A 2,318-nucleotide genomic window follows, 5' to 3' on the forward strand; every position below is an offset into this window, starting at 1 on the left:
GCAAGGATATGGATGCCATACTTTGTCAACAGGACCTAGATAGACTTGCGATCGCGATTTGCTTCTGAATTACAGGATTTGCAGATCGAGATCGTCAAAATAATCGATCCGGATGCCCCGTTCCACATTGGAATGCGCGATACGAATTTTCTTGCCTCTATCGCTATGGCGTCCATTGCTCTGACGACGCCGGGCAAGACGCCAAAGGCAAAGGATGAAGATCTGAAGGTGGTGACCGACATCCTTATCCGGGCAGTCGACTTAGGCATCGAGGAGCAAGATGAAGAGTTTCAAGCTGCGTTCCACGCAGAATTCATGCAGCGATGGGAGATGTACTTGCTGCCCGTCGCTTACTTGTTGGGTGACCACGAAAAATACCTACAGCTAGAGAAGCCAGTGGCAAAAATGCTCGCTGAAAGCATGGAATTCGAACCTTCTCTGGTGTGGCTCTTGAATGCTGAAGCTGAGCTAAACGTCGCAATTAGGACATCGGCGTCCAAAGTGTGGCCGCTGTTCCAGCTCAGGTCCTGATCATGTGCTACGGCACCTGCGGCTTCGGCGCCGGCTCACCGATCTCGACGACAAGCTGAGGGTTGAAGCCGCGCTGGTTCTCGAGGCGGTATCCCTTCGGATTCGTCATCACCCTGGTGCGACCGATGCTGTAGTCGAAGCTCTCATGGACATGCCCATGGTACCAAAGTGCCGGCTGATAGCGCTCGATCAGCCACTCGAGATCGCTGATGTACGCGGCCGTCAGCGTGTCGTTCTTGTACCGCTCGCCAACGCTGCCGCGGGCTGGCCCATGGTGCGTCACGACCACGGTTTCGCCGTCGAACGGCGTCGCAAGCACACTCTCTATATAGGCGACGCTGCGCTTGTGGATCTCGCGAGCATGAGCGGGAATAAACGGTCGCGAACTGGAATCGACGAGTCTTACGAGCCTGTGGTCATTCAGGCCGGTGCGCGCAGTGTACATCGCTGAGTCGAGAAGGATCGGATCGGCTTCGGGATTGAATAGCAGGTAATCCGTCCACAACGTCGCCCCCACGAACCTGACTCCGTCGACGGTCCAGCACATGTCGTCGAGAACACGAACGTCGCCCCACGCGCTGGCCCTGCCGGCGGCGAGGCGTTCGGCTTCGATCGAGCTGCGGTAAAATTCGTGGTTGCCCAGGACGCTGACGACGCCCGCTTTGGTATGCGGTGCGATGTTCTCCTGCAGCCAGCGCACGTGCTCCTGGCCGCCACGGGCCACATCGCCAGCCACAAGGGCGATGTCGACGTCATCGGGGACGCCCCAATATTCGGGGTTGTGGTATTCGACCTCGAGGTGGAGGTCGCTCATGAGCCAGACTTTCATGGCTTGATCTCGATCGCTTCGACGACATCGGTGTCGTCGCGGAAGTCGAGCTTCGGCTGGAGTTCGAGCCGCTGCTTGATCTGGGGCCATGTGACAGGGGCGTAGCCCATCACGTCCACTCCGACATCGATCGATTGTGCAGTTCCCGGGAGATTGCCATGGGAATGGCCGTACAGCTGCACTGCCCCACGGCGCATGTTTCTCCACACGCGCAGCGAGTAATGGCAGAGAACGAGCGTTTGGCCGTCAACGACTGTCTCGGTCAGTTGGTCGATCGACTTCCACGGCAGCTTCAAGGTTTCGCCCTTGAAATCGTGGTTTCCGACGATCAATCTCTTGGTGCCGTTCAACATCTCGAACAGGCGGCGGGTCCACTTCGGCGACGCACGATATGCGAAATCGCCCAGGTGCCAGACCTCGTCGTCAGGCCCGACGACGGCGTTCCAATTCTCGACCAGGCCCATGTCATGAGCGGTGATATTGTCGTAGGGCCGGTCGCACATCTTGATGATGTTGGCGTGCCCAAAATGATGGTCGGCGGTGAAGAAGGTGGTCATCGTTGTCTCCCGTAATGACCAGCTTCTGCCCCGGAGACATGCAAGGCACACGCACTTTCTTTCAGGGAGCCGCCACGCTGTCAGTCTGTGCGACTGACGGCCCGTCCCATGCCCGCTGCCTCCTCTCAGATCTCGCCGCCTTCGGACCCACCTCGCTGTCGTCGAGGGGCGTATAGAGCGTGCGGCCCACGGCGACTTTCTGCAGGCGAAGGAAGGTCAAGATCGTCGGCCCTGGCTCACGGCGGCTATTTATGACGTCAGCGAGGCTCTGGCGCGTGATGCCGATCTGCCGGGCGAGCGCGGCTTCGGAGCCCGCTTTCGCGGCGGCTTTTCGGAGCCGAATATGCACCTCCATGCCGTCGAGTGGCCTGACCCCATAGGGTGGTCCGGTTTCAGTCTTA

General features: G+C 58.8%; 4 protein-coding genes. 1 reads left to right on the forward strand and 3 read right to left on the reverse strand.

Features of this window, described 5'->3' with window-relative positions; translation table 11 throughout:
* Positions 1 to 78: 78 nt before the first annotated feature.
* Positions 79 to 531, forward strand: a complete 453-nt coding sequence (locus tag A3840_RS14680; RefSeq protein ID WP_067458359.1) for a hypothetical protein — start codon at positions 79 to 81, stop codon at positions 529 to 531.
* A 7-nt stretch (positions 532 to 538) separates the two neighbouring features.
* Here A3840_RS14680 and A3840_RS14685 read toward each other — a convergent pair whose 3' ends face one another.
* The 3 genes from A3840_RS14685 to A3840_RS19895 form a co-directional block, all read right to left on the reverse strand.
* Positions 539 to 1,360 (reverse strand): metallophosphoesterase, encoded by an 822-nt coding sequence (locus A3840_RS14685; protein ID WP_067458362.1) that lies wholly within the window; start codon positions 1,358 to 1,360, stop codon positions 539 to 541.
* Positions 1,357 to 1,917, reverse strand: coding sequence for a metallophosphoesterase family protein (locus A3840_RS14690; RefSeq protein WP_067458364.1), 561 nt, complete (start codon positions 1,915 to 1,917; stop codon positions 1,357 to 1,359). The genes A3840_RS14685 and A3840_RS14690 overlap by 4 nt, the downstream gene beginning before the upstream one ends.
* 61 nt (positions 1,918 to 1,978) lie before the next feature.
* Positions 1,979 to 2,318: hypothetical protein (locus A3840_RS19895; protein ID WP_205633391.1), on the reverse strand; the 340-nt coding region annotated here is incomplete at its 5' end.

Origin of the sequence: Devosia elaeis (genome assembly GCF_001650025.1) — a bacterium.
GTDB classification, from domain to species: domain Bacteria; phylum Pseudomonadota; class Alphaproteobacteria; order Rhizobiales; family Devosiaceae; genus Devosia; species Devosia elaeis.

Coding starts and splice junctions, on each gene's coding strand:
- A3840_RS14690 (WP_067458364.1), bottom strand. CDS start 1,917: ATGACCACCTTCTTCACCGCCGACCATCATTTTGGGCACGCCAACATC.
- A3840_RS14685 (WP_067458362.1), bottom strand. CDS start 1,360: ATGAAAGTCTGGCTCATGAGCGACCTCCACCTCGAGGTCGAATACCAC.